The organism is Pyxidicoccus sp. M6, assembly GCF_055568925.1.
On the sequence record NZ_CM145714.1, the window covers coordinates 5,775,542 to 5,801,149 of the forward strand.

General features: G+C 67.9%; 18 protein-coding genes. 9 read left to right on the top strand and 9 right to left on the bottom strand.

The window, feature by feature from the left end; genetic code table 11:
• The first annotated feature begins 40 nt into the window (after window positions 1–40).
• The gene (locus tag ACVTJA_RS23125) at window positions 41–991 is read left to right on the top strand and encodes a pirin family protein (protein WP_465839225.1); all 951 of its coding nucleotides are present in this window, start codon (window positions 41–43) and stop codon (window positions 989–991) included.
• 3 nt (window positions 992–994) lie between these two features.
• On the opposite strand, the gene ACVTJA_RS23130 is transcribed toward ACVTJA_RS23125, so the two are convergent.
• The 3 genes from ACVTJA_RS23130 to ACVTJA_RS23140 all read right to left on the bottom strand — a co-directional run bounded on the left by ACVTJA_RS23130 (window position 995) and on the right by ACVTJA_RS23140 (window position 5,564).
• The gene (locus tag ACVTJA_RS23130; protein ID WP_465839227.1) at window positions 995–1,612 is read right to left on the bottom strand and encodes a hypothetical protein; all 618 of its coding nucleotides are present in this window, start codon (window positions 1,610–1,612) and stop codon (window positions 995–997) included.
• Window positions 1,613–1,696: 84 nt separating this feature from the next.
• Complete coding sequence (locus ACVTJA_RS23135) at window positions 1,697–3,505, bottom strand: serine/threonine-protein kinase (RefSeq protein ID WP_465839228.1); 1,809 nt, start codon at window positions 3,503–3,505, stop codon at window positions 1,697–1,699.
• A 208-nt stretch (window positions 3,506–3,713) separates the two neighbouring features.
• Complete coding sequence (locus ACVTJA_RS23140) at window positions 3,714–5,564, bottom strand: hypothetical protein (RefSeq protein WP_465839229.1); 1,851 nt, start codon at window positions 5,562–5,564, stop codon at window positions 3,714–3,716.
• Between the two features lie 242 nt (window positions 5,565–5,806).
• On the opposite strand from ACVTJA_RS23140, the gene ACVTJA_RS23145 reads away from it, so the two are divergent.
• Complete coding sequence (locus ACVTJA_RS23145; protein ID WP_465839231.1) at window positions 5,807–6,256, top strand: hypothetical protein; 450 nt, start codon at window positions 5,807–5,809, stop codon at window positions 6,254–6,256.
• An 81-nt stretch (window positions 6,257–6,337) separates the two neighbouring features.
• Here the strand turns inward: ACVTJA_RS23145 and ACVTJA_RS23150 are convergent, their stop codons facing one another.
• From ACVTJA_RS23150 to ACVTJA_RS23165, 4 genes are all read right to left on the bottom strand, one after another.
• Window positions 6,338–7,777, bottom strand: coding sequence for a serine/threonine protein kinase (locus ACVTJA_RS23150; protein ID WP_465839233.1), 1,440 nt, complete (start codon window positions 7,775–7,777; stop codon window positions 6,338–6,340).
• 287 nt (window positions 7,778–8,064) lie between these two features.
• Window positions 8,065–9,429 (bottom strand): SH3 domain-containing protein, encoded by a 1,365-nt coding sequence (locus ACVTJA_RS23155; protein ID WP_465839235.1) that lies wholly within the window; start codon window positions 9,427–9,429, stop codon window positions 8,065–8,067.
• A 189-nt stretch (window positions 9,430–9,618) separates the two neighbouring features.
• Window positions 9,619–9,807 carry a hypothetical protein gene (locus ACVTJA_RS23160; RefSeq protein WP_465839236.1) on the bottom strand — a complete coding sequence of 63 codons (189 nt, stop codon included), beginning with the start codon at window positions 9,805–9,807 and terminating at the stop codon, window positions 9,619–9,621.
• 28 nt (window positions 9,808–9,835) lie between these two features.
• The gene (locus ACVTJA_RS23165) at window positions 9,836–12,352 is read right to left on the bottom strand and encodes a hypothetical protein (protein WP_465839237.1); all 2,517 of its coding nucleotides are present in this window, start codon (window positions 12,350–12,352) and stop codon (window positions 9,836–9,838) included.
• 295 nt (window positions 12,353–12,647) lie between these two features.
• On the opposite strand from ACVTJA_RS23165, the gene ACVTJA_RS23170 reads away from it, so the two are divergent.
• Window positions 12,648–13,079, top strand: a complete 432-nt coding sequence (locus tag ACVTJA_RS23170; protein WP_465839238.1) for a VOC family protein — start codon at window positions 12,648–12,650, stop codon at window positions 13,077–13,079.
• 532 nt (window positions 13,080–13,611) lie between these two features.
• Here ACVTJA_RS23170 and ACVTJA_RS23175 read toward each other — a convergent pair.
• Entirely contained in the window at window positions 13,612–14,985 is a 1,374-nt protein-coding gene (locus ACVTJA_RS23175) for a sensor histidine kinase (protein ID WP_465839240.1), read from the bottom strand.
• Window positions 14,986–15,404: 419 nt separating this feature from the next.
• Here ACVTJA_RS23175 and ACVTJA_RS23180 point away from each other — a divergent pair, with 419 nt between their 5' ends.
• Together ACVTJA_RS23180 and ACVTJA_RS23185 are read left to right on the top strand one after the other, a co-directional pair.
• The gene (locus ACVTJA_RS23180; protein WP_465839242.1) at window positions 15,405–15,815 is read left to right on the top strand and encodes a hypothetical protein; all 411 of its coding nucleotides are present in this window, start codon (window positions 15,405–15,407) and stop codon (window positions 15,813–15,815) included.
• On the top strand, window positions 15,812–18,610 hold the full coding sequence (locus tag ACVTJA_RS23185) for a M64 family metallopeptidase (protein WP_465839243.1): 2,799 nt from the start codon (window positions 15,812–15,814) through the stop codon (window positions 18,608–18,610). Before ACVTJA_RS23180 ends, ACVTJA_RS23185 begins: the two co-directional genes overlap by 4 nt.
• Window positions 18,611–18,751: 141 nt before the next feature.
• Here ACVTJA_RS23185 and ACVTJA_RS23190 read toward each other — a convergent pair whose 3' ends face one another.
• Complete coding sequence (locus ACVTJA_RS23190) at window positions 18,752–19,966, bottom strand: hypothetical protein (protein ID WP_465839245.1); 1,215 nt, start codon at window positions 19,964–19,966, stop codon at window positions 18,752–18,754.
• A 389-nt stretch (window positions 19,967–20,355) separates the two neighbouring features.
• Here ACVTJA_RS23190 and ACVTJA_RS23195 point away from each other — a divergent pair, with 389 nt between their 5' ends.
• The 4 genes from ACVTJA_RS23195 (at window position 20,356) to ACVTJA_RS23210 (ending at window position 25,487) form a co-directional block, all read left to right on the top strand.
• Window positions 20,356–21,765 (top strand): hypothetical protein, encoded by a 1,410-nt coding sequence (locus tag ACVTJA_RS23195; protein WP_465839247.1) that lies wholly within the window; start codon window positions 20,356–20,358, stop codon window positions 21,763–21,765.
• 147 nt (window positions 21,766–21,912) lie between these two features.
• Entirely contained in the window at window positions 21,913–23,274 is a 1,362-nt protein-coding gene (locus tag ACVTJA_RS23200) for an amidohydrolase family protein (protein ID WP_465839249.1), read from the top strand.
• 43 nt (window positions 23,275–23,317) lie between these two features.
• Entirely contained in the window at window positions 23,318–23,995 is a 678-nt protein-coding gene (locus ACVTJA_RS23205) for a TolB family protein (RefSeq protein WP_465839250.1), read from the top strand.
• Window positions 23,996–24,131: 136 nt separating this feature from the next.
• Window positions 24,132–25,487: a WGR domain-containing protein gene (locus ACVTJA_RS23210; protein ID WP_465839252.1), complete on the top strand. Its 1,356-nt coding sequence runs from the start codon at window positions 24,132–24,134 to the stop codon at window positions 25,485–25,487.
• Window positions 25,488–25,608 lie beyond the last annotated feature (121 nt).

Genomic DNA, 25,608 nt, shown 5'->3' on the forward strand with positions numbered 1-25,608 from the left:
GGCACGGACGGACAGACCCTTTTGCAGGAGACGCGAGCCCATGGCCTGGCAGATGCCCGACGAGCCCTTTGTCGATTCGGAGCCCGGCTCCGCCCTGGAGACCGTCATCATGCCGCGCACGCGGGACCTCGGTGACGGCTTCGAGGTGCGCCGGGCGTTGCCCTCCGTGCGGCGCCGCATGGTGGGCCCCTTCATCTTCTTCGACCAGATGGGGCCGGCGCTCTTCCAGTCCGGGCACGGGCTGGACGTGCGGCCGCACCCGCACATCGGTCTGGCCACGGTGACGTACCTCTTCGAGGGCGAAGTCCTCCACCGCGACAGCCTGGGCACGGTGCAGTCCATCCACCCCGGCGCGGTGAACTGGATGGTGGCCGGGCGAGGCATCACCCACTCCGAGCGCACGCCTCCGGGCCTGCGCGCGGCGGGCGGGAAGCTCTACGGCATCCAAATCTGGGTGGCCGCGCCGAAGACGCACGAGGAGACGGAGCCCGCCTTCACGCACACGCCCGCGGAGGCGCTGCCCGTGCTGGACGACGCGGGTGCGCGGGTGCGGGTGATTGCCGGTGAGCTGTATGGCGCGCGCTCGCCCGTGAAGACGCTGTCGGAGCTCTTCTACGCGGACGCGGTGCTCGCGCCCCGCGCGCGGCTCCAGGTGCGTCCGAGCCACGAGGAGCGCGCCGTGTACATCGCCGAGGGGCTGGTGGAGCTCGAAGGGCAGACGTATGGCCCCGGGCAGCTCCTCATCCTCCGGCCCGGGGCGGACGTGGTGGTCAACGCCTCGGGCGAGAAGGGCGGCCGTGTCCTGCTCTTCGGTGGCGAGCCCATGGATGGGCCGCGCCACATCTGGTGGAACTTCGTCTCCAGCTCGAGGGACCGCATCGAGCAGGCGAAGGAGGACTGGAAGGCCGGCCGCATGGCCAAGGTCCCCGGCGAGACGGAGTTCATCCCGCTCCCGGAGCCCGAGCCCTCCGGCGTCGCGCGCTACCCGTGAGGCCTACCGCGTGACGTCGACGTCATAGGTATCGTCACCCGAGGCGGCGGTTCCCCTCACGCGGGTGCTGCCCGCCTTGCGGCGGACCTTGCCGGTGCCGTCGTCCTCGATTTCTCCCGTCAGCGTCAGGTTCAGGGTGACGGCGCCCTCCAGGTCTCCGGTCATGTCGTAGGCCCCCAGCAGTGCGCCGGTGAAGGTGCCATTGGGGATGTTGCGCAACTGGAGGTCCAGCGACGGCGGGACGGTCGTAGAGGACGCGTAGGTGATGTTCACCGGGTCGTCGTCCTCCACTTCGACTTCCCCGTCGGAGTAGCCGGTCAGCGCGATGATCAGCCGCATGCCCTTGTTGTCGGAGGACCCCTGGTCCACCTGGCCCGTGACGAGCATCGTTCCGGACGCGTCACCGTTGGCGGACTGGGGCGGGATGTTCGCGCTCGTCGCGGCGTTGAAGCCGGCGAAGCCGAGCTGCAGGGCCTTGTCGATGGACTTGTCGAGCCCCAGGTAGGCGATGCGGGCCTGTTCGTCGGAGCTGACCCCGTCATCGCCACAGGCAGTCAGGCTCGTGGCCAGGAGCACGGAACACGCGACAGCGCGCACGACACGCGGAAGGGATGTGGGCATGCCGTCTGTGTATCTCAATCCCATTGCCTTGCACCAGCCGAAGCACGTCAGACAAAAGTGCATCGCCGGTGTGGCCGAAAGGCATCAAGGCGGGTCTGAGGTTGCGTACAGCTTCAGGTATCTGCGCGCCTCCTCGGCGGAGGGCCCCTCGGGCTCCAGTGCGAGGTGATGGGTGAAGTGTTTCATTGCATCCCGTATCGCGCCCCGGCGCGAATAGATGCGAGCCAATTCCAGATGGCACCGCGCCTGGGATGTATCGAACCGCAGGCATTGCTGGAACCACCCCAGGGCCCGGTTGTCATCCGCGCGAGAGGTCCAATACAGGCCGTTTTCGAGCGCGAGTCTTGCCTGCTCCTCCGGGGAGTGCGCGTCGGGAGCGGCGGGCCCATCCAGTGCACTGTCGATGGGTGGAGGTGGCTCGGTGGCCACTTCGACCGGGGACGTCCCGGCGTCGGGTGTCGCGGCGGTGGCGGCCACCACGACCGAAGACGTGCCGGTGGCGGGTGTCGCGGTGGTGTCGGTCGGGGCCTGGGGCCTCGTCGGCTCGGGGGGCGCGGTCGTGGCCGTCGCGGTGACCGGCGCTGCTTCCCGGTGCTCACGCGCGTGGGAGGCCCAGAACACCGCCGTTCCCACGAGGCTCACGACGCCCACGGTGACTCCGGCCAGCACCGCCTTCACCACCGCCGACCGGCGCAGCAGTCGCGCACGGAAGCGGGAGCGCAGGCTCGGGTGCGTGGGGCTCGTGCCGGGCGCGTCCACCGGCTTCGCGGCGGAGGACGCCACCGCCTCGCCGGTGGGCCGCTTCGTGGCGCCGGGCGCCAGCGCCTCACTCGAAGGCCGTGTCGCTGAGTCGTTGTCCACCGGGAGCGCGGGCCTCCCAAATGGCGACGCCCGCGGCGGGCTCAGCGGCGTGTCCGTCCGGGGCGCACCGTCCTGCACCATCGGCGCGGCGCCCCGGCCTCGCCACGACTGGAGCTGGGACAGGAAGTCCGCCGGAAGCTGCGGAGGACGCTTGTGCGTGGTGAGTTCCTCCTGGAACAGCCACCCCATGAGGTGCTTGCGCGCGTTGGCGGGGAAGCGCGGCGCGCGGAAGCCCAGCCAGTCGGACAGGGACTGCTGCATCGCCTCCGCGCTCAGGTAGCGCTTCTCGCGCGACGTCGACAGTGCGAGCTTCAGGATGCTTTGCAGGTCCGTGTCCAGCGAGGGGTTCAAGGAGAGCGCGGGCGTGAGCTCGCCCTCGGAAATCTTGCGCATCACCTCGAACTCGGTGCCCTCCGCCGGGCGCTGGCCGCAGAGCATCTGGTACAGCACCGTGCCCACCGTATAGACGTCTGAGCGCGCGTCCAGCGGCTCTCCCCGGGCCTGCTCCGGCGAGAAGTAGAGGTACTTGCCCTTGACGACGCCCACCTCCGTCTCCGGCCGCCCCGCGAGCCTCGCCTTGGCGATGCCGAAGTCGGTGAGCTTCACCTCGCCCTCGTAGCTCAGCAGGACGTTGTCCGGAGACAGGTCCCGGTGCACCACGCCGAGCGGCTCGCCGCGCGCATCCAGCCGGGTGTGTGCGTGGTGGAGGCCCTTGCACATCTCCAGGGCGATACCCACCGCCAGCGGCGCGGGGAGGCACGGCAGGCCCTTCTGCCTCGCGGCCCGGAGCACCCGCCCCAGCGTGTGCCCATCCACCAGCTCCATCGCCAGGTAGTACTCGTCCTCGACCTTCCCGAAGTCGAACACCTGCACGATGTTGCCGTGGCTCAGCCCCACGCAGATGCGGGCCTCGTTGAGGAACATCTCCACGAAGGCCGGGTCCTCCGCGTACGTGCCCAGCACGCGCTTGATGACCACGGGCTTGGTGACGCCGGGCGCCGCCGTGTAGAGCGCGCGGTACACGACGGCCATGCCGCCGGTCCCCAGGCGATCCAGGAGCTCGTACCTGCCGAATGGGATGGGCTGCGACTGACTCACGCCTGGTGAAGCTACCACCGGGTAGCGCCGCGGGTCACACCCCGGGCCTCCGCTGTGGCGCCCGGCGCTACAAACGGCCGAGGGCGGCGGAAGGCCCTGTCCTGGCCCCCGCCGCCCACCGTGATGCGCCAACCTCGAGCCCTCACCGCGTGAAGGTGGCGCTACCCATCCGCGTCCGCTTCACGTCCATCCAGCCCAGGGTGTCGTTGTGCGCCGGGTGGGCGACGGCGGAGAAGCGCAGGTTGAGCTCGCCGACGGAGTCGATGTTCTCGAAGGTGTACTCGAGCTCGTTGGTGCTCGCCGAGGAGATGGGCTCATTGAACGACTTGCCCAGCCACAGCTCGTACTGCACGGCGCCCGGGGCGCGGGTCCAGTTCATGCTCCACGACGAGCCCGTGGGGTGGCTGACCGGCGCGTCCAGGTGCAGCGCGAAGTCGCCGGGGAGCGTGAGGGTGCGGCACAGCACCTCGCCCTGGCGCATCACCCTCAGCTCCACCGTCTCCCCCAGCCCCGTGCCGCCGCCGACCGTGAAGAAGCCGTTGTGGAAGCCGCCCACCGCTCGCTCGTACGGCACGTCCCAGCCGCTGAGCATCACCTTCGCGTCCGTCACGGACACTCCGTCGTCCTTCACGTCGGCGAACACCTCGCTCTGCTCGTCGCCGGTGATGTCCCGGGCGAACTGCATGAAGTAGCCGTCCACCGTGAGGCCGCTGCCGTCCGTCTTCGTGTCGCACGCGGTGAAGGAGAGGGGCAGCTCGCGCACCCGGCGCATCCTCAGACCGTCAGTCACGTCGATGGCCTCGATGCGCAGCGTCGCCGTGCCCTCGTACGCCTCCGGCGTGACGGTGAGCGAGTTGTTCTGCGTCGCCGAGGACGCCAGCGCGTAGCCCTCGCTGGCAATCACCCGCACCGAGTACCGCGTAGCGCCCTGCGACTTCGTCCACGCCACCCGCATCTCGGCGCCAGGGCTGTAGCTCATCGGCATCGTGGGCCACGTCACCTGGAAGTCCGAGGGCACCACCACCGTGTTCCCCACCACCGCGTCACCCCGGCGAGCCACCAGCGTGACGAGGCCGCTCTCGACGACGGCCGAGGCCTCATCCAGGTGGAGGACGTAGCGGCCGCGCTCCGCGTCGTACGCGGCGACGAGGTCTCCCACCGTCACCTGTGCGTCCGTCACGTTCGCGCCGTCCTGGCTCACTGCGAGCGAGATGTCGGCCGTGCTGCCCTTGAAGACCGCGTCGGCGAAGAGCTCGAGGGCGTCCTCATCGGGGTCCTGGTGTCCGGGCAGGCCGCAGGGCACCTGGTTCGTGTCGCCGTCCCACGCCGCCTCGCAGACGAAGGCGTCGAGCATCGGGTCGTCATGCAGCGCGATGGGGATGGACGTGGCGATGGGCACCACCTCGGTGGAGAGGTTGTCGGCGATGCGCATCAGGTTGAAGCCCTGCTTCAACCCCGTCGCGGGCGTCTGCGCCGACTCGAGGTAGACCACCATGAAGGCGGGCGGGCGCGTCCACTCGAGCGAGGCCCCCAGCACGTGGTCCACCGGGGCGCCGTCCGCGGGGATGGTGTCCAGCGTGCCGTTGCCGTTGCCGTCGCTGTAGGCGAGGAGGATGCCCACAGCGCCCTTGCCCTGCATGCCCTCGCCGAGCTGCACCATCGCCTCGGCTGGCGGTGCGCTCTTGACGTCGAAGGTGTAGCTCGCGGGGAAGCCGCCCGTGTACGTGAGGCTCTGGGTGACGATGCCGGCGGGCCGGGTCATCGTGCCGGTGTCCTCGGCGAGCAGGGTGGGGTACCACGCGAGCGCGAGGCGGACGGGGCCATTGAGGTCCGTGCCCTGCTCCACCGAGAGCTGGCCCTGGAGCGTGGCGTTCGAGCCGTCCGAGGGAGGCGGGTCCTGGGGGGACCGCGGCTCCGGGTTGGACTCGCAGGCGGAGAGGGAGAGGAGGGCCAGGAGCGAGAGACTGCGGAAGCTGCGACGTGCGGCGAACATTTCGGACTCCGGTTCAAGAGAGTGGCCCCCGAGGCTGCGAGGCGCTCACGTCTTGAAGACCGGCCGGGCATTTATTTTTGGGAACTGCTTTTCTCGGAGGGGAGTGCCGTGGACGTCCCCCCATCATCGCGCTCCGGCACGAGTAGATTGTCCCGTGGTCCAGGGCGCCGCGGTTGAACGCCCGCCAGCCCTGGAGCGAGGCTCTGGCCGAGCCGGTGGGAATCGAACGGAGGGGAGTGGAGATGAGCAATGACGACTTGTTCGCTCAGTACCCGGCGCTGCAGGAGATACTTCAGTCCATTCCGGGTGCCCGGTTCCGGGGGGTGGAGGAAACCGTCGGCCTGAATGTGACCCCGCTGCTTGCGTATCGGTGGGGGCCAGGGCTTCTTGAAGTTCCGACCCGTTCTACCGAAGCCTCGACTTCGTTTCATGCTGATGAGTTTGCTGCATGGATTCGAGCTGGATTGAGTGATGTCGACTTTTCTGAAGGGTGTTGCTTCTGGGTTGTCTCCGCTCGGCCCGGCCACATGGGGCTCCCCTGGATCGACGTCGAGCTGGATGCCCCTGATGCATTGCTTCCTCTATGGCTCAAGTTGGAGTTTCCGGTTGTCATTATTTTCTCGCCTGCGAGCTATTGCATTCTGGCGTTCTATTCGGCTGAGGGTGGCTGGAAATTGTTCAGGCAGCCGTGACCTTGTCTGCGTTCTGTTGGGTTGATGGCTGCACGGCCTCTGCGCCGGCCGGGAGCACGGGCAGGGCTCTGGAGCAGATGACTATGGACCGCCGTCTCGATCCACGGGGGCCGAGGTGGCAGGGCGTTCCCGAGTCATGGCGGGGAGGTAGCACGCGCCCCTGTATTCAACGCCGCCCCATTCAGCACAGTCCTTCATGTCCACGGGCTGCTTTGTCCAACAACCGCCGTTGATTGCCACCTGCACCTTGCCGGGACAGCGGCCGTTGTTGTCCGGGCGCTGTTGCCCTGGGAAGGGTTTCGATGGCAGGTCTACCGCGATGGGTGACCACACGGAGGGGGCTCGCTCGGGCGCCACCCGCGCCGTCAGCGCGGTGTCCCCGACGGCCACGGTGCCGCCATCCCTCGACTCTTCCTGCTCCGCGAGTTGAGGCGTTGCGGGCTCCTCGGAGCGACTCACGCTCAACACCCCCGCCGCGCTCAGCGCCAGTGCGCCTCCGAGGCTTGCAGCCGCGAACCCGGGCCACGTGCGCGGGCGAGGAGGGCGTTGCACCGTGACGCGCTGGGGAAGGGGAAAGAGGCCCGCGGGCCGTGGCTCTTCTCCCGTGAAGAGCGGTACATCCGCCTCGCGTCCTGCGCCGCGCGCCGCCTGCTCCAGCGCGTCCGCCACCTCCCGCGCGCTTCCTCGCGCCTCGGGCTGGGGTGAGAGCATCCGGGACACCAACGCACTCAAGTCCGGAGTGCAGCGGGGGTTGCAAACCCGCGCCGTCCAGTGCGCCAGCTCCTCGGGGTTCCAAAGCCAGACGTTTTCATCCTTCGGGTGCGCCGACGGTGGGTACTTCGCGGTGACGAGCCGGTAGGCCGTGACGCCCAGGGCGAAGAGGTCATCCGCGGGCCCCGGGGGATATGGGACATCCGGGGGCTTTGGGGAGCCAAGCACGAAGCGCCACGCCTCGGGCGAGCGGTAGGACGGAGTGCCGGGAGGAAAGAGCTGCGACGTCAGCGTGGAGGCTCCCAGGTGGTGGCCGGCGCCGAAGTCCATGAGGAAGGGCAGAGCGTCCGCGCGCCGGACGAGGATGTTGTCACCTTTCACATCGCGGTGGAGGCCGCCTGCTGAATGCGTGGCGTCCAGGGCTCGTGCCAGCCGGGCCAGAAGTTGAAGCACCTTCCGTGACGACGGGCGCTGCGCCACGGCCCAGTCATAAAGAGGCACTCCCTCGACCCAGTCCATGACGAGCCAGGCATAGGAGACGCCCTCGCGAGGCTGCCAGAGGCCCTGGTCCAGCAGGCGGGGGACGGCGGGGTGGCGGATGCGTGAGAGCAGCTCGGCCTCGCGCGCGAAGCGCGCATCCCTCCGGTGCATGGCCAGCTTGAGGGCCACGGAGTCCGAGGCCTGCGACTTGCTGTTCACGGCGCGGTAGACGACACCGTAGGTGCCCCGGCCGCGCTGCTCCAGCAGGCGCCACGGGCCAATTCGCGTCCCGGGGGGCAGGCTTGCAGGATTGAGGACTTCAGACTCCATGAGCTACCTCGTGAGGCGGTCCGCACCGCGCACGAGGAGCCTACTCGCGAGGTAGTTGGACTCCAACGCCATCCGGCAGGTGGACGACAGCCCTCCACACCGGACCGACGTGGGGAATCCGGAGAGCCACAGGTGGATGTCGCGCAACGGCCTGGAGTGACTCTTCCGCCTGGTGCAGGCGCCCCGCCGGATGCGGCGGCGCTACCGGGTGCGTGACCCGAAGTTCCTCCTCATCCTGGCGCGCGGGTGGCTCCAGCATCGGCGTGCCCGCGCTGTCAGGGGTGGCCTCATGGCCGCGTGACGTGGACGAGGCTCGTCATGGCGTCCACGTACAGCGTCTTGTCATCGGCGTACAGGGGCAGCAGGGGAGTGACGGATACCTGGTTCAGCAGGGTCTTGCGGAGCTGGTGTGTGACCGGGTCCTTGAACACGGCATACGGCACATCCTGGATCACGTAGGGCTCGCCGTTCAGATGGCCGATGATCATCAGCACATGCCCGGGAACGACGACGAGGTCGCCCACCTGCGCCTTGGCCAGCGCGCGTATCCGCTCGGCATGTGAGTCCTGCGCCGTGAACAGGCGGTGATTGAATGCCGCGCTGGACCCCTGCAAACCGGAGTTGGGCGGCAGGTAGATGCCCATGCTGCGGTAGACCTCGCTGGTGAAGCCGCTGCAGTCACGGGCGTTGTAGAGGTGCCCCCAGCCATAGCGCTCGCCCAGATACTTGAACGCCTGGCGGATGATGTTGGCACGGGTCAGCGGCAGATAGCCGGGGGCGGTATCCGCGCTCCGTCGCAGCAGCGCACTCTTGAAGGTCAGTGCTCCGTCCGGCTGGCGCACGGGCAGCAGTACGGGCCACGAGGCATGGCTGCTCGCGCCGTTGACGGGCTCGCCGGCCGGCACGTCGGCCAGCGGCAGCGCGGTCCCCATGTCGAGCTCCAGCTCGGACACCTCGGGCGCTTCCGGCGTGAACACCGTACGAACCTGGTCGCCCGTGACGACGCGACCTGGCGCCTTGGCTGTGTACGAGAACACCGCGTCCGCCGTGCCTTCCGCGATATCGCTTCGCTTGACCCAGGCGGGCCCCTGGGTGGTCAAGACGAGCAGCCAATGTTGGTCAGCGCTTTGATGGGCGATGATGACCGGCTCGCCTGGGAACAGGATGCCAGCCTGCAGACTCTCGAAGTCGCGCAGGTCGTTCGACGCGAAGAAGCGTCTGTCGGACGGAAGCGCTCGCAGGTGGGCGCGCCGTACACTCAACCCGTAGCGCGCAGGTGCCGTCTCGGGAATGCGCTCGGCCGCGGCGTTCTGCTGCAGCTCACGCAGCGTCGACTCCGCGACCGGATGACCGTTCTCGTCGACGGCCGCTTTCACCGGCGTCTGTTCGGCTTGTTTGAGCCAGCCGGCGACCTGGGCTCGCGTCAGGGAGGGCGCGATGCGCGGCAGATCAATCAGGCCCCCCTGTGGAGCGAACACGCGCAGGCGTTTGTCCGCCACCTGGCGCGCATCGAGCAGCACGGAGCTCGATGCTGGCGCCCGGCGGACCCAGAACTCGGGAGACAGCATTTCGTCGCTGACCCCGGGCACACCAGCGGGCGAAACGGCGAGTGCGGGAGGACTGCCTTCGGCTGCGGTGACGTGGGTGCTCATCAACGTCAGTGAGATCGCCAGCACACGCCATGTGTGCAGCCCGAACCCACGCACTTCCACGCATGCCCGCATGCAGGACGAGAGGTGTAGTGACCGTGTTGAGTTTCTCATGCGCTCTGCCCTGTACAACGGACCAGGGCACGGAGCATTGCATTGGGGCTGGGCGAGCTCTCCCGCGGCCATCCAGGATCAGAGCACGTCGTTCTCCACCAGCGTGGCGAAGACGCCCATGCCCAGGAAGGCCACGCCCAGCACGAGGTAGAGCACGGCCATCCCCAGCGCCCGTCCCCCGGTCGCCTCCATGTGGGCCGAAGGGTGGGGGTCCAGCGGGTTCTTCGCCTGGGCCAGGGCCTGGAGGAGCGAGGCAGGGGTGGGCATGGCATCGCGAGGCCGGGAGCCCGTGCCATCAGCGCGCCGCGGCGGGCTCCGGCGCGTCCACCTCCAGGTGGGACGGACCGAGCCCGGTGAGCACGCGTCCCTGGATGCGCTGGTTCATCACATCGTCGTCGGTGATGAACTCCGTGTAGAAGATGTTCACCCGGCCGCCTCCTTCGGAGACGAGGACGGGCTCGGTCTCGGGCTCGGGCTGGTGCGTGGCGATGGGCCTCCCCCCGCCGGGGTCCCTCACGGTGCCGTTGGTGCGGACGCGTGCGCCATAAACGTCCGTGGGGTAGTCCAGCGCCGGGAAGTCCTCGGGGGTGCCGCTCTGCACCCACGCCAGCCAGAAGTCCCTCCCATCGAAGGTGGCGGTGACCTCCGTCCGCAGCCGGTCGCTGCTGGTGGCCACGACGATGGGCGGCGTGTCCAGGACCCGGCCTCCCGAGTCCACCCGGGTGGCGAGGACGTCCCGACTGGGGCCGAAGAAGATGGGATCGAGCGTCCCCCATGCGACCAGCGTATTCCTCCCATCCCAGGCCAGCGCGGGCGGGGTGAGTATCGGGCTCTCGCTGATGAGGAACTCCGGCCTGTCCAGCACGCCGCCATCCGCGTCCACCCGGGCGCCGCGGATGCTGATTTCGATGCCCCCCGGGGCAGCGAAGTCAATCTGGGCCCAAGCGACGAGATAGCCCCGGCCCCCGGTGGCGACGACAGCGACGTTCTGCTGAAAGAACGGCTCCGCCGTGGAGATGCGGAAGCCTCCCGGGTCCAGCACCGCGCCGCCGGAGCTCACCCGCGCCCCGTATATGTCCTCGTCGAGGGGGCCGAAGTTCGTCCAGACGACGAGGAAGCCATCGTGGTTGGAGGCCACCGACGGCTCCAACTGGAGATCGCTCGAGGTGGCGATGGGAATGCTGACGGGGTCCAGCAGCACGCCCGAACTGGACACCCGGGCCCCGAAGAGGTCGACCCCGGTGTCGAGGAATTCCTCCCAGACCACCAGCCACACGTTTCCATCCCACGCCACCGAGGGGAGGCCCACGTTGGGGCTGGCCGGCAGGGTGAGGGGCACATCGAGCACGCGGCCATCCGGACGCACCCGGGTGGCCAGCAGCCGCTGCGTCCCCGCCCGCACCTCGGTCCAGACGACCAGGGAGCTGCCCGCGCCGGCGGCGGCGGCGGAATTGCGCTGGAGGTACGCGGAGCGGGTGAAGCGCAGGGCTGGTGAGTCCTTCACCGTGGTGTCGTGCTGCACGCGGGTGCCCAGGATGTGCTCGAACACGAAGTCCGGGCTCCCTCCGCTGAAGACCACGAAGAACTGCCGATCGCCCGCGGCCACGCCGGGCAGCTGCTCCTCGTCCTCATCCCCCGAGGAGAGGGTGAAGCCCGCCGGGTCCAAGACGGTGCCGTCGTCGCGCACGCGAGCGCCCCGGGCGCGATGGGGCCCCAGGCGGGTGTCGTCCCAGACGACGAGCGACTTGTTGCCGCTGTGCGCCACGTGGGGAACGGTCTGCGCGCCGGTGCCGGCGGAGATGGCGAAGTCGGTGGTGGTGACCGGCTGGAGGTCCCTCCGGAGGCGGGCCCCGAAGATGTCCGGCGTCCCGAAGCGGTCGTCCTCCCAGACGACGAGGAAGTGGCCACCGGTCCACGTCACGTCGGCGAAGCGCTGCGCGCCAGGGAGCGTGACGAGGGGCCTGCCACCTGGGTCCACCACGGTGCCGTCCCTCCTCACGCGGGCCCCATGGATGTCATACCCCTCCGGGCCACCGCCGCGCTCATCCTGCCAGACGACCAGGAACTGCGTGCCGTCCCACGTCACCGAGGGGAAGCGTGCGCCGCTGGGCAGGGACGAGAGCGTGACCCGGTCCAGCACGTCGCCATTCGACGTCACCCGGGAGGCGACGACGCTCGGCGCTTCGCCACCCGTGGTCTCGAAGGCCACCAGGCACAGCCTGTTCGCGCACGCGATGCCGGGAGGGCCAAACACCTCGGTGGGGGAGGCGATGACGAAGTGGCGCCGCACGTCGCCATCGCTCTCCACGTGGGCTCCGAAGACGCCGCCAGTGAGGCTCCACCAGACGACCACGAACTGCCTGCCGTCCCAGGCCACCCGGGGCTCGCCTCCCTGCAGCGCGGGGTTCAGGCTGTTGATGGGGAAGCCCGCCGGGTCGAGGACCTTTCCGTTGGGCTTCACGCGCGCGCCAAAGACGCCGCCGATGCGCGCGTCCCGCCAGACGACCAGGTACTGCTTGCCGTCGAAGGCCACCGCCCCGCTGGGGTACCCCGTGGGCTCCACCTGCAGCGAGGGCCGGCTGATGTCGAACGGACGGGAGACCCCGGAGCATTTGTTCGAAGCCTCCCGCGCATCCACCGGCTTCGCGTCGAGCGGCAGCGGAAGCGCCTCCTCCACCGTGGGCTCCGGGACGGTCGTGCCCTTCGCACCGGGCTCGTCCTCGGGCATGGGCCCGCAGGCCGCCAGCAACGCCCCGAGCAAGACGCTCACCCACCGCGCGACCCGCGCGGAGCTCCATCCTGTCTTGCTCATGAGTCCTCCCCTCGATGGGGCGGCAAGGTCATGCATGCGAGGAAGCGCCACAATCCCCCCGCGAGGGAGGGAAGGCGTCCGGCCGTTCTCATCCGGCGCGCCGTTGGGGCACGTGGGCTGCTGTTGAACTTGAAGGCCTGGACGGTGGCCCAGGCGAGCGCGCCCACCTTCTTCGGTTGGAGGGAGCCCACGCGTGGCGGGATTCTCGCCGCGCCCGGTCGCCGGTTGCGTCGCGCCCGGACTTGCCCCTTGGAGCCAGCTTCTGGTGGGTTCAGCCTTCTCATCCGAGGATTCAATGGGACAACCGACTCGACTGGCGGTCAGGCCTCAGACGTTGATTGCGGTGCGGGACGTGAAGGCCAGCAGCGCCTGGTACCAGACCTTGCTTGGAGTGCGCTCGGGGGGCGATCCGGACCATCCCCATCGTCTCGTCTATGACCGACTCCTGAGTGGGGACGCCCTGGTCCTCCAACTGCACCGCTGGGATGCCGAGGAGCACCCCAATCTGGTGAATCCCGACCGGGCCCCGCATGGCCATGGCGTCCTTCTCTGGTTCGAGGTCGATGACTTCGATGCCGCCGTGGACCGCGCCCGACGTCTGGGGGCTCGGGTCATCGAAGAGCCACACGTCAACCCGGCTCCGCAGCACCGGGAGATCTGGCTCCAGGACCCGGATGGGTATGTCGTCGTCATCGCCAGTCCAGACGGAGAGGCAGCGGAGGCGTGAATCCTCGCCGAGTCCGTCTGTGGGTCCTGCTTACGACCATGAAGAAGAACAAGAGCGTCATCTGGCAGCACGTCGACACCGCGAGTCTGGACTTGAAGGACTGGAAGGTCGCGGTCGTCGGCGGCACCGGCGGCCTTGGACGCGCGATCAGCAAGAGCCTCGCGGCTCGGGGCGCGAGCGTGACGGTCGTCGGGCAGACGTTCCGCGACGCGGGTGTGCCTGGCATCGATTTCGCGAAGGCGGACTTGAGCCTGATGCGCGAGGCCGGGCGCGTGGCAAAGGAGCTTCCCGCCGAGCAGCTCGACCTGGTCGTCTTCACGACGGGCATCTTCGCCGCGCCGAAGCGCGAGGAGACCGCCGAGGGCCTCGAGCGCGATATGGCGGGACCTCGAAAGTCACAGCGGGGCGATGTTCAACCAGAAGGGCGTTGCCATCATCCCCTCACCGAAGCTCTCGGACCGTGTGCACGTCAGCTCGTTCCTCGCGGAGTCGGAAGCACTCGTCGCGCGGGCAATGGGGTGAGTGGCTGCGCTCAGGCCGCGACGCCAGGGCCGCTCGCGGAGCCCAGGCTGGCCGGGCGTGCTATCGGCAGTGTGACGATGAACCGGGCGCCACCGCCCTCCTTGTTCTCGGCGGTGATGGTTCCACCCACCCGCTCGACGTACTCGCGGCAGAGCGCGAGCCCCAGCCCGGTCCCCATCCCGGCGGGCTTGGTCGTGAAGAAGGGCTCGAACAGGCGCTCCAGCACGTGCTCGGGAATTCCCGGCCCGTTGTCCTCGACATGGAGGACGACCGTTTCCTCCTGCTCCATCGCACGGATGCGGAGCTCTGGCCCATTGGGGGCTGCCGTGGCGGTCGTCGCGTCCACCGCGTTCGTCAGCAGGTTCAGCACCACCTGCACGAAGCGGCCCTTTCCGAGCCGCACGCGCGAAAGCTGGGAGGGAACCTCGTCGATGACGCGCACGCTTGCCTGCAGCTTCGGCCTTCCGAGTCGGAGCGCTTCCGCGACGACCTCGGCGGCGGAGGAGTGGGTGTCGCCATCGCTCGAATCATCACGCGCGAAGCTCATCAGGTCCCGGACAATCTGGTTGATGCGCGCCACCCCCGCGCGCGAATCGCGGTGAATCTCCGCGAGCTCCTCGGGGGCGCACACCTGGCCGCGCGCGCCCAGCTCTTCCAGATAGCGCAGGTTCGAGCTCACGAAGGCGAGGGGGTTGTTGATTTCATGCGCCACGCCCGCGGCGAGCTGCCCGAGCAGCGCGAGCCGCTCGAAGCGGCCCCGGCGCTTCTCGCTCTCGGCGAGCTGTCGCAGGGTCTCCGCGCGCTCCCGCTCGTGGCGCAGCTTGTCCTGGAGGACCCGGTGGTGCGCGTAGGTGCCGTACATGCCGGTGACTCCGGCGACGACGCTCATGCCGCCCCAGAGCGCGGCTTTGACCACGCCGCCGCCGCCAACTCCGACGATGACCATGACGCCGACCGCGTTGAGGACGGTGCTGACCACGACTGCTCGCAGGTCACCATGTGCAATCGCCATGAAGCACAGCGGGATGGCGATGTTCCAGGAGAAGAGCGGGCTCTGCGCGCCCCCCGTCTGGAGGACAAGCACCGGGAAGCAGAACGCCGTCACCACCGCGACGACGGTCGCATGCCAGGAACGCTCATCCGGTGGGGTCCGGCTGAGCAGTCCGAGCAGGACCATCGTGCCGCCCCAGACGCCCCGGGCTGGCAGCGTCGTGAGCGTCACCCGGCCCAGGATGGCCCAGTCCAGGACCACGCAGGCGGTACACAGGATTCCGCAGAACACATACCCGGCGCGGACGGCGTCGAGGCGGCCGGGAACGCGCTCACTGCCAGCGGAAGCGAACCCACCGAGTCGCTGAAGCCATCGTCGTGTGACCGTCTTCATCCGAGGGGAATCATCGCACAGCCGTCCCCGGTTGGCCCCCTCCAGGGGCGTGTGAGCCGTCGCACGGTTCCACGCGGCCAGCTGTCCCCGCTGGAGTGAGTGGACCTGGACCCGGTGTTCGCTCGTTCCCCTTGGCCGGTGTGAGTGACAGCCCGCAGAAGGAACGACGTCTCAATGGTCATCGGACAGATTGCTGCGCGTAGGGGCGGCTGGAAGTCAAGTCCGCCCATCCGAAGATTATGCCAGGGCGTCTCCGCAGTGACTGGCTGCTTCCAGCGCATCCCATTGGATGGACCTGGCACAACACCACCGGCTTGTTTTGAACAGGGGATCCTCCAGTTGCAAAGCTTTTGGAAGGAGGACGTGTGGATCCTCGATACCCGCCTACTGGCACCCCACCGGAGGTTTCTCGTCGTACATTGCGCTTGACGTTCAAGGCATCGGACGACGGCGTTGAGCTCGTCTCCGTCGAGCGGCTTGCGATGATCACGCCGCCGCAACTGGGCGAACGACCAGAAGCCGGAAGACATGGCGGGCACTGGTTTGAATTGCGCGACGGTCAGGGCCGCGCGTTGGCGCATCGGCTGATCGACTCCTCTCTTCTGGACTCGGTCGAGGTCCATTCGCCGGACGGCAAGATCCAGCGCGAATTCGGCGCCATGAGGAGCGGTGTCTTCGAGGTACTGCTCCCTGACCTGGAAGCCGCACGCACTGTTGCTCTGGTTGGCAATTCCCTCGGGCGCGCCAGGAAGGTCGCTGGCCGCGAGGAACCCTCGAGCGACCTTGCGAGCTTCGATCTTGCCTCCGACCGCAGGGGCGCAAGCCGATGAGCGCGGGCGACGGTTATGTAGTTGGCGCTACCAAGGTCGTCGACCATGGGCCGGACAGTGCTCGTTGGAACCTTGTCATCATCGGAGACGGCTACCAGGCCGGCGAGTTGGCGAGCTACCACACGCATGTGCAGGCGTTTCTCAACAGCCTGCGTACGACGCCGCCCTTCAACGAGCTCTTCTGCGGCATGAACGTCTACCGCATCGACGTCGTCTCCACCGACAGTGGGGCCGACGATCCCGGTTGCTCCGGCGTGCCCGCGGTCACCGCCAACACCTATTTCGACGCCACCTTCTGCAGCATATTCGCAGGGAGTCCACTCGACCGGTTGCTGACAGTGAATACCGTCCTCGCGCTGTCGGTTGCCAATACCTACGTGCCGCTGAAGCACCAGGTCATATGCATCGTCAATTCGACGAAGTATGGCGGGTCGGGAGGCACGATCGCGACCTGTTCGGTCCACGTCCAGGCCAATGAGATCGCCATCCACGAAATGGGCCATAGCGCCTTCTTGCTCGCCGACGAGTACGGCGGAAACGGCACGGGCACTCCCGTAGGCGAGCCACCGCAACCGAACGCCACGCGCAACACCGACCGCAACACCAACAAATGGCGTACGCTGATCGCGGCAACGACGCCCATGCCTTCGCAATGCGACGCTTCATGCGTGGCTTCCACATGCGTCCCGCCGGCCGCACCTCCAGCCGCGGGCGCCGTTGGCACCTACGAAGGCGCGGTCTACTCGGATTGCAACACCTATCGACCGCTGCCGTCCTGCTTCATGCGCGACTACGGCCCGTTCTGCCCCGTCTGCGCAGGCGTCATCAGGGCAACGCTGCAACCCTTCCTGCCAGCGGAGTCCATCGCGCTCGTGACACCGAGCATTTCCTTCACCAATGTTCCGGCCGGAATGGGCGGTATCGGCGTCACCACGCACCGCGCCATTCGATGGGACGTAGTGACCTGCCGGACGCTGCATTTCGAGGTAACGGCGGGACCGACCGGCGGCTTCGGCACGCCCTTCGGTACGTCTGTCACGGTGACTGCCGATCCAATCATACCCGCAGCGGCGGCGCCGATATGGCTTTCCTACACGTCGACGAACCCGGGAGACATCGCAAGCGGCAGCGTGACGGTACGCTGCGTGGAGACCGGCCAGACCTGGGTGATCAACATCAACGCCAACACCATTGCACGGCCGCGCACGGCGGTTGCCCTCGTTCTCGACCGGTCCGGAAGCATGAACGATGACGCGGGTGACGGCGTCACCAAGGTCGCGAAACTGCGCGAGGCGGCGCACGTCTTCGTCGACGTGATGCTACCCGACGACGGCATTGGCCTCGTGCGCTTCAATGATGCCGCGCAGCGCATCATGGAAGTCGAGGACGCGGGCGTTGCGCCGGGGGGCGCCGGGAGAACCCATGCTGGCACGCATATCGACAGCAACGAAATCGCCCCCTCCGGTGCGACCTCGATTGGCGATGGCGTGGTCAACGGCCGCAACATGCTCAACGATGCGCAGGCGGCGCCGACGCCTGACTATGACGGCACGGCGATGGTGGTCCTCACCGATGGCATGTGGAATACCCCCCCTTCGCTTGCGAGCGTTTCTGGCAGCATCAACGCCACGACCTATGCCGTGGGTTTCGGACTTCCTTCCAACATCAGCGTGCCGGCGCTGACGACGCTCTGCCAGGGTCACAATGGCTACCTGTTGATCACCGGAGCGATCAGCACGAGCCAGTCTACGCGGCTGCAGAAATACTTCCTGCAGATCCTGGCTGGCGTGACCAACGCCCAGATCGTCGCGGACCCGGCCGGCGTACTCGAGCAGGGGGCAGAGCACCGGATTCCCTTCTGGATCTGCGAAGCGGATTTCGGCATGGATGCGATCTTGCTGAGCCCCGCTCCCTATACCGTCGACTTCCGGCTTCAGGCGCCGGACGGGTCCATGATCGATCCTTCCTCCGGCGCCGGCGGGGCCAATGCGCAATTCGTGCTCACACGAAACGTCGCCTACTACCGGTGCGCCCTGCCTGTGCTGCCGGCCAATGAAGCGGGCAGCCATGCGGGGCTGTGGCACGCGGTGCTTCGGCTCGGCAAGAGGTTCCAGGGGAAAGCCTCGGGCGGTCGCGCCTTCAGCAACGCCAGAGGCCAGGTCCTCGTGCCCTACGAGTTCGTCGCGCATACCTATTCGAGCCTGACTTTCGCCGCGCATCTCTCGCAGGCTGGCTTCGAGGTCGGCGCCGTGGCGGAGATTTCGGCTTCGCTCCTCGAATACGACGTCAAGCCACGCGGTCGGGCGACTGTTTGGGCGGAGGTCCAGCGGCCCGGCGGCACGGGTGGCGACGTGGTCTCGCTGACCCCGGCGGAGGGCGGCTCTTTCGCGGCAAGCTACGCCATGCCCATTGCCGGCGTTTACACGTTCCGCATTCGCGCCCGCGGTGAGACCATGAACGGCCTGCCGTTCGAGCGAGAGCAGACAGTGACCGGCGTCGCGGTGCCTGGAGGAGATCGATGGAGTCCGGATGATCCGAAGCCGGACATGCTGTGCGAATTGCTGGAATGCTTGCGCCGGACCGGCGCACTCGACAGCGAGTTTCTCCGGAGAGTCAATGCATTGGGCATCAATCTCGAGGAGTTGATCAAATGCCTTGAGAAGAAATGCCGCCGTCAGGGTGCCGATGAGCGCGGCAAAAGCGATGCCGGACCCACTGTGCGCGAAGACCTGGGCGCACTGAACCTGGAAAGGTTGGCGGAGTTGATCGCCGCGCGGCTCAAGAGCGGCGAATGAGTACTGTCGATTGACAGCACTCATGACCTGAACCGATTACGCCCGTTGCACACGCTCGGTGTGCGCCAGGATTGCCTGCGCGATCTTCGCGTACGGCGGGCGGGGCAGGTCGTGCCCCAGCCCTTCCTGATCAACAACCTGCTATTTCTTCGCGAGGACGGGGCCGAGCACCTTCAGCAGTTCCTCGGGCGCCTCGGAAACCCAGGCGGGCGGAATCTCCACGTATTCGTCGCGCAGCACCTTCACGAGGCGGTCCGCCAGCGCGCGGTCCTCCGGCCAGGCGGGGACGAGGTACTCGCGGACCAGCAGTTCCACCGTGGCCTTCTGCCGCCAGATGACCTGGGACAGGCGCTCGAGCACCCCGGGTGGCTCCACCTTCATGCCCCGCGCCAGGGCGTGGTACGCGGCCGGGTCCTCCACCTTCGACAGGCAGGCGTAGAGCTGCCCTCGCACCGCGTCGTCCTGCTCCGCTTCCAATCCGGAGAAGAGCAGGGGCCGGGTCTTCTCCGGCCAGCACTTGAACAGCACCTGGTACAGCGCGCTCCGCACCGGGGCGAACCCGGGCCCCGCGTTCTCCGGGGCCCTCAGCGCGGCCTCGAGTTGCTCGAAAGCCTCAGGCGTATCCACGAAGGTCCTGTGGCCATACTCGGCGCGGCTCATGACGGTGGCGTCCTGGACGCTGCTCATGCGCGCCTTCAGCGAGCCCGTGGTGAAGGGGCGCTGGGGGTCCCGCTTCGAGCCGCCCCGGGCTCGCTCCTTCTTCGGACAGGGCTCGAAGGTCCCCGGCGCCGGAGTGCCCACCGCCGAGCGCATGCGCTTGCGCACCTCGCCGTCCTCCACCCAGGGGTAGAGCGGCGCCAGGGCGACCCCCTTCTTCCGCTCCAGCGTGGCCACGAAGTAGTGCCCGGCGATGTCCACGAGGGCCTGGAACTGCTTGGGCTCGAGCACCGCGGCGACCTGCGCCAACACCTGCCGTGCCTTCGGGAGCTCGAAGAAGCGCTCGGGCAGGTTCAGCAGGTGCGCCTCGGCGGAAGCACCCTCCGCCGCGCCGTCGAAGAGGTCGAGCAGGCTGTCCGCGTCGACGGAGAGCGGGACCCGGGCCTCCTCGCCTTCCGGCACCGCGAACGCGGCCAGCGCATCCTCCTTCAAGGACCAGGAGACCTGCGCCTCGTCGAGCCCGCTGTCGGAGGCCAGGAACACGCCGTGCTTGAATTCCCAGAACGTGTCCTGGAACACCACGCAGATGAGCGCCTCCGGAAAGTCTTCCAGGGCGTCCAGCAGCACCTGCTCCACCTTCTTCTTCTCGTGCAGCTCCGTGCCCGCGGTGATGCCGTGCCTCTGGAGCGTTGGCAGCACCTCTTTCGGGGCCTCGCAGCCACGAATGATCACGTAGTCGACGTGGGGCATGCCGGGAGGATAGCCCCGACCCCGTCACGATTCCGTACTTTCCACTACGCCAACGCTCCGAGCCGCAACAGCGACTGCAACCGACCTCGTCGCTTGCGCAAAGCCCGGTGAGCAGCGTTGCGTAACATCTCTCGTTACAGCCCCCGGGTTTCGTGACGAAAGAGGTTACGCGCGTCTGTTCAGTGGCAACCACTGCGCCTGGAAGAGTCCACGAGCCGCCCTCTCTGCGTATCAGAAAAAACAGACATTGATTCCAGTGGGCATGAGATCTGCTTTGACGGATTTCTCGGTTGACAATCCCTGTCGACCGCACCCCTGTATCACCAAGGAGTTTCCCCATGTCATCTCATTCCGTACGAGGCCTCCCGGGCCTCGTCCCGTTCCCGTTGCGTGTGTTGCTTCTGTCGCTGCTCGCGCTCGGAGGATTGCTGCTGGCCCCGTCGGCGCGAGCCGCGGACGGTGTTGAGGAGGGCCCCGTCGCGACCATCACAGACCTGTCGCCGGGGGAGGGGGGCCTGCGGGTCCGCATCCTCTGGTCCAAGACGCAGCCCCTCCCCAGCGCCGCGAAGCTCGTCTCCTATGACGGACAGGAGAGCGCCAACGACAGCGCGGCAGTGTCCCCGAAGCCCGGCGAAGAGACGGAGGTGCGGCTGGCCAACGCGCTGAAGGAGCCCTGGGAGACGGGCTGGTCGCAGAAGCTCGTCCTGGAAGACTCGAAGGGCGAGGTGGTGCTCTCTCAGCCCTACAACGTCAACCTCGACTGTGGCGAGAATGGTGACAAGGATTGCGCGCTGACCGTGTCTGCGGGCGCTGCCTCCTCCGGGGACGTGGTACCTGTGAGCGCGGAGTTGGACGAGGTCATCACCAGGCTCGAGGAGAGCCATCCCGACCAGGAGTTCGACCTCATCGACGCGGTGAAAGCGTCCAATCCCCGGCTGCTGGGCGAGGCGTTGGTCTATGCCCACACGATGGAAAGGTTTCAGCTCAGCGGCCCCTGCACCTGCGTGTGGCAGAGCGTCATCACCAAGGCCCCGGGCGGCGTGGGGTATGGCATCAACGTTACGAACGCCTCGGGCACCCTCGCGGGCTGGAACGGGCCCGGCGCCAAGCACTCCCTGACCGCCATCGGAGGGAACGCCTCGGGCATCGCCGGCACCGTGACAGGCATGAGCCAGGTCGCGCTCAAGCTGAACTGCACGCGGTGGGTCTACTACTACTACCAGCAGATCATCATCCGCTGGCCCTGGGGCACCGTGGTTGTCATTTCCATCCCGATCCCCCGGCTCGTTCCCTGCACTTCGAGCTGCGCGGCTCGCTTCGACCACCAGGGGCGCGTCAGCGGCTCGACGTTCGTCAGCTACACGAGCCCCGGCAGCTCCGCCAACGCGAAGGAGCAGGGCATCTACCGCGTGGATGGTGTCCCGTACCTGAATCTGTCCGCCAGCCAGGGCGGCGCCTTCAACCAGATCGCTGGCACCTCGGTGATGTCCAACATTGGCAGCACGGGCCGCGTCGACTCCTATGGGTACACCCAGGCGGCGAGGTCCCTCCCGTTCTTCGGGTCGGCCTCCGTGGCCAATGGCCACTCCATCGCCATCTATGGCGCCGCGAGGTGTCCGTACGGTCCCTTCGGACCTGCCGCGGTCTGGACCTGGGGCACGTCGCAGGGAATTCCGCAGACAAACAGCCTGAGGAGCTCCATCCAGAGCTTCTTCTGGGCGCGGGGCCTCTGGATCCCCAACCCATGACCTGCCGGCGACCGCACTGACGCACCGGAGGCCGGCACGCAGTCTCGCGTGTCCGGCCTCCGGGCTGGAATGGGGGGCCGTGCTTGCCTTTGGGGACCCCGCCGGGCGAGCGTGCGATGTCCCTGTTCTTCATCCAGGAGCTTCGCGATGACCTCTTGCTGGCGTGCGCTTTCGCTGATGACAGTCCTGGGCGTTGTCCTGTCGGGGGGGCTTCCACGCGCGGCCCGGGCCGAGGCTTCGGGGCCTTCGAAGGTGGCCATCCGCGCGGCAAGGCTGTTCGATGGCAAGAGCGCGAAGGCGCTGACGGACGCCGTCGTGCTCATCGAGGCCAATCGCATCAAGGCGGTGGGCAGTGGCCTGTCCATTCCCGAGGGGACGCGGGTCATCGACCTGGGAGATGTCACGCTCCTGCCAGGGCTCATCGACGCGCATTCACACCTGCTCATGAGTGACGACATCGCGCTGGCCGGGAACAACCTCGAGCTCAACGTCGCGAGGATGAGCACCGCCGAGCGAGCGCTGCTGGGAGCGAAGCTGGGGCGAGAGCTGCTGGAGGTGGGCATCACCACGGTGCGGGACGTGGGCAACTCCGGGGTGAACGGCGACGTGGCGCTGAGAAATGCAATCCAGCGGGGCTGGGTGGAGGGGCCGCGCATCTCCGCATGTACCCGCGCGCTCGCGCCTCACGGAGGACAGTTCGGACGACTCCAGCCCAGGGCGCAGGGACTCATCGAGGAGGAGTACGTCACCGTCGCGGGTGCGGACGACGCCCGGCGCGCCGTGAGGCAGGCCGTGTATGACGGCGCGGACTGCATCAAGGTCATCGGCGACAACGGATACAACCTCCTCTCGGAGGAGGAGCTGAAGGTCATCGTCGAGGAGGCGCACCGCGCGAAGCGTCCGGTGGCGGTGCACACCACGACGGACGAGAGCATCCGCGCGGCGGTGGCGGCCGGCGTGGACTCCATCGAGCACGCGTACTCGCTGCCGGACGACGTGCTGGCGCCGATGGCGCGCAAGCGCATCTTCCTGGTGTCCACCTATGGCTCGGTGGAGATGTGCGAGGAAATCGATGCGATGCCCGGTGACGAGGCGATGAAGCGCATGAGGAAGGAGCGATGTCGGAAGGCCATCAAGCTGGGGCACGAGAAGTTCCGTCGCGCGGTGGCGGCGGGGGTGAGGGTGGCGGCGGGCTCGGATAGCTACGTGGAGCTTCCGGGAAAGACGCGCGGCGAATCCACCCGGGCCTATCTGCTCGCGTATGGAGAGGCGGGGCTGCCGGCGGTGGAGGTCCTGCGCGCGGCGACGGCGAATGCGGCGGAGTTGCTGCGCATGCAGGACCGGGTGGGGACGCTCGAGGCCGGCAAGCTCGCGGACCTGCTCGCGGTGAAGGGCGACCCATTGAAGGACCTGGCGGCGCTGAAGCAGGTGCGCTTCGTGATGAAGGACGGGAAGGTGGTGGTGGGCGCGAGCGAACAGGCGGAGCGGGTCACCGCCCCCTCGTACTGACAGGCCTATTGCGAGGTGGACGAGGACTGGGTCAACTCAGGCCATGCCCACCCTCCACTCCTTCATGAAGGCCGCCGTTCCGGCGCTGCTGTTCGTCCTGCTGCTCGCCCCGCCCGCTCAGGCGCGCGGGCCATCGGTGGTGGAGGAGAAGGGCAAAATCGTGCTCGTGGAGGCCAACGGGAAGAAGCGCCCGCTGACCTCCTCGGCGCAGGACACTCAGCCGAACCTCTCTCCGGATGGCAAGGCCGTCGTCTTCGTCCGCAATGGCTCCGGCAAGAAGGTGGAGTCCGCCACGGGCGAGGTCGAGGCCAATGAGCTCTGGTGGGTGGACACCGCGGGCGGCAAGCCCCGGCGGCTCGTCGCCTCCGCCGCGAGCGATGACCCGAAGAAGTTCCTCGGAGCGCTCCAGGACCCTCAGTTCTCTCCGGATGGGAAGACGGTCTTCTTCCTGAGCGCGGCCTGGGCGACCTCGGGCGCCGTGCACAAGGTGGACGTGGCCACGGGCAAGGAGCAGTTCGTCTCGCCGGGCAACGCCCTGGAGGTCATCCTCCGCGGCGATCACCAGGGCAAGCTGATCGTCCAGCTGCACAAGTACTTCCTGGGCGGCGGCAGCTACGACTGGTTCTGGCTGCTGGAGCCCGATGGAAAGGAAGTCGGCCCCATCGGCGATGACGTGAGCCACTTCCGCGAGATGTACCTCCAGGAGCCGGCCTCGCCCTGAGCAGTCCCGGGTGCTCCCTTCACTGCCAAAGCCGCGCGAGCTCCGTGAGCGTGGGCAACCCGCGCGAGTCCGACGAGGGCTACCGCTACGGGTGGTGGGCGGGTAGCCTCCCCTCCACACTGAGGGGGCACACGCGATGCCGCGCTTCGAGTTCAAGGAAGGCACGTCGAGCAAGTTCTGGGAAATCACCCGGGACGGCGCCGTCATCACCACCCGCTGGGGCCGTATCGGCTCCGAGGGCCAGGAGAAGACCGAGGAGCTCGGCCACGAATACGAGGCGCGGCGCGCGTACCGGAAGCAGATCGAAGAGAAGGAGAAGAAGGGCTACACCCGCGTGAAGCCCATGGATACCGGCCCCGGGTTGATGTCCAACCCGGAACTGGAGGAGCTCATCCTCCGTGATCCCGAGAGCCCGGACGGCTACCTCGTCTATGGCGACTGGCTCCAGGCCCAGGGCGACCCACGCGGCGAGCTGATTGCCCTCCAGTACGCGCGGCTCCAGGCGGGAGGCGGCGAGGTCGGCGTCTTCAAGCGCAAGGTGACCGACTACCTCAAGAAGCACCAGGACGTGCTGCTGGGCGCGCGTCTCTCGTCGATGCTGGGAGCGCCGACACTGACTCTGGAGTGGTACCTGGGCTTCATCCGGAGCGCCCGCGTGGCCGCCGCGGAGAGCGGAGACGACCCGGAGTTCGGAATGGACGAGACGCTGTCGATGCTGCTCGCTCACCCATCCGCGCGCTTCCTCCAGGAGCTGACGCTCGGCCCCACCAATGACAATGGGACGAACGAGTACGAGGATTACATCCAGCGCATCGCGAAGGCCGCGCCCGGCAGCCTGCGGACGCTGTTCATCGGGGACTTCGACTTCATCCCCGACGAGGCGGAATTCTCCTGGGCTGACTTCGGCAACGTCGCGCCCCTGTTCAAGGCGCTGCCCGGGCTGCGCTCCCTGCGCCTGCGTGGCCAGGACGGGCGCTTCGGGAAGATCGACCTGCCGGAGCTGCGTGAGTTCACGCTGGAGTCCAGTGGCCTGTCGCGCGCGGCGGTGAAATCCATCGCCGCCGCGAAGTGGCCCAGGCTGGAGAAGCTGGAGGTCTGGTTCGGCTCCGAGGACGATGGCGCCGAGGGCGATGAGGACGACATCCAGTCCATCCTCGACGCGGAGGGGCTGCCGGAGCTGAAGCACCTGGGGCTGTGCAACGCCGAGTTCACCGACGCCCTGTGCGCGGCGCTGCCGAAGTCGAAGGTGCTGAAGCAGCTCAGGACGCTGGACCTCTCCCGCGGCGCGATGACGGACGAGGGGGCGGAGCTGCTGCTGAAGCACGCGGCCGCCTTCCAGCACCTCGAGCGCCTGAACGTCTCCGAGAACCTGCTCAGTGGCAAGGCCGCGAAGTCGCTGGCGAAGCTGTGCGCGGACGTGGTGAGAGGCGCGCAGCGCGACCCCGACTACGAAGAGGGCGTCGCCCACCGCTACTCCTCCGTGGGCGAGTAGCGCCGGAGGGCGGCTCCTTCGATGCCCGGTTGCTAGAGAAGCACGGTTGCTCGGATAGAATCGGCGTGCGCTGGCATCGGGCGGCGCAAGGAGAGTGCACGAACGATGCGGCCCCATTGCA

Coding starts and splice junctions, on each gene's coding strand:
- ACVTJA_RS23185 (WP_465839243.1), top strand. CDS start 15,812: ATGAGCGCGGGCGACGGTTATGTAGTTGGCGCTACCAAGGTCGTCGAC.
- ACVTJA_RS23150 (WP_465839233.1), bottom strand. CDS start 7,777: ATGGAGTCTGAAGTCCTCAATCCTGCAAGCCTGCCCCCCGGGACGCGA.
- ACVTJA_RS23205 (WP_465839250.1), top strand. CDS start 23,318: ATGCCCACCCTCCACTCCTTCATGAAGGCCGCCGTTCCGGCGCTGCTG.
- ACVTJA_RS23195 (WP_465839247.1), top strand. CDS start 20,356: ATGTCATCTCATTCCGTACGAGGCCTCCCGGGCCTCGTCCCGTTCCCG.
- ACVTJA_RS23135 (WP_465839228.1), bottom strand. CDS start 3,505: ATGGCCGTCGTGTACCGCGCGCTCTACACGGCGGCGCCCGGCGTCACC.
- ACVTJA_RS23130 (WP_465839227.1), bottom strand. CDS start 1,612: ATGCCCACATCCCTTCCGCGTGTCGTGCGCGCTGTCGCGTGTTCCGTG.
- ACVTJA_RS23175 (WP_465839240.1), bottom strand. CDS start 14,985: ATGAAGACGGTCACACGACGATGGCTTCAGCGACTCGGTGGGTTCGCT.
- ACVTJA_RS23210 (WP_465839252.1), top strand. CDS start 24,132: ATGCCGCGCTTCGAGTTCAAGGAAGGCACGTCGAGCAAGTTCTGGGAA.
- ACVTJA_RS23165 (WP_465839237.1), bottom strand. CDS start 12,352: ATGAGCAAGACAGGATGGAGCTCCGCGCGGGTCGCGCGGTGGGTGAGC.
- ACVTJA_RS23140 (WP_465839229.1), bottom strand. CDS start 5,564: ATGTTCGCCGCACGTCGCAGCTTCCGCAGTCTCTCGCTCCTGGCCCTC.
- ACVTJA_RS23200 (WP_465839249.1), top strand. CDS start 21,913: ATGACCTCTTGCTGGCGTGCGCTTTCGCTGATGACAGTCCTGGGCGTT.
- ACVTJA_RS23160 (WP_465839236.1), bottom strand. CDS start 9,807: ATGCCCACCCCTGCCTCGCTCCTCCAGGCCCTGGCCCAGGCGAAGAAC.
- ACVTJA_RS23155 (WP_465839235.1), bottom strand. CDS start 9,429: ATGAGCACCCACGTCACCGCAGCCGAAGGCAGTCCTCCCGCACTCGCC.
- ACVTJA_RS23170 (WP_465839238.1), top strand. CDS start 12,648: ATGGGACAACCGACTCGACTGGCGGTCAGGCCTCAGACGTTGATTGCG.
- ACVTJA_RS23125 (WP_465839225.1), top strand. CDS start 41: ATGGCCTGGCAGATGCCCGACGAGCCCTTTGTCGATTCGGAGCCCGGC.
- ACVTJA_RS23145 (WP_465839231.1), top strand. CDS start 5,807: ATGAGCAATGACGACTTGTTCGCTCAGTACCCGGCGCTGCAGGAGATA.